The organism is Bacillus sp. NTK074B (genome assembly GCF_017303375.1).
Classification (GTDB): domain Bacteria; phylum Bacillota; class Bacilli; order Bacillales; family Bacillaceae_B; genus Rossellomorea.
The window spans coordinates 1-251 of the sequence record NZ_JAFKOH010000289.1; the positions used below are offsets into that span (position 1 = coordinate 1).

Below are 251 nucleotides of genomic sequence, written 5' to 3' on the forward strand. Positions count from 1 at the left end.
GCCGGGCGATGCCCCCCTTCTCCATCAGATATCCGGTCAGGATGAACAAGGGCAGCGCCAGCAGGATCACCGAGTTCAGCGACCGGAAACCCTGCAACATCAGCGTGTTCAGCCCGACATCGTAGATCCAGACAAGGAAGGCGGTGACCGCGGCGAAGGACCAGGCGACAGGAACGCCGATGGCCATCAACACCACCAGCAGGGGAATGGCGAACAAGCCAGTCATACGGTGCCTTTCAGGGCGTTGATCG

General features: G+C 61.0%; 1 protein-coding gene. It reads right to left on the reverse strand.

Annotation, left to right across the window (positions count from 1 at the left end):
* The coding region (locus JI667_RS22400) for a TRAP transporter large permease subunit (RefSeq protein WP_206858737.1) at positions 1 to 226 on the reverse strand (226 nt) is incomplete at its 3' end.
* Positions 227 to 251: the final 25 nt, after the last annotated feature.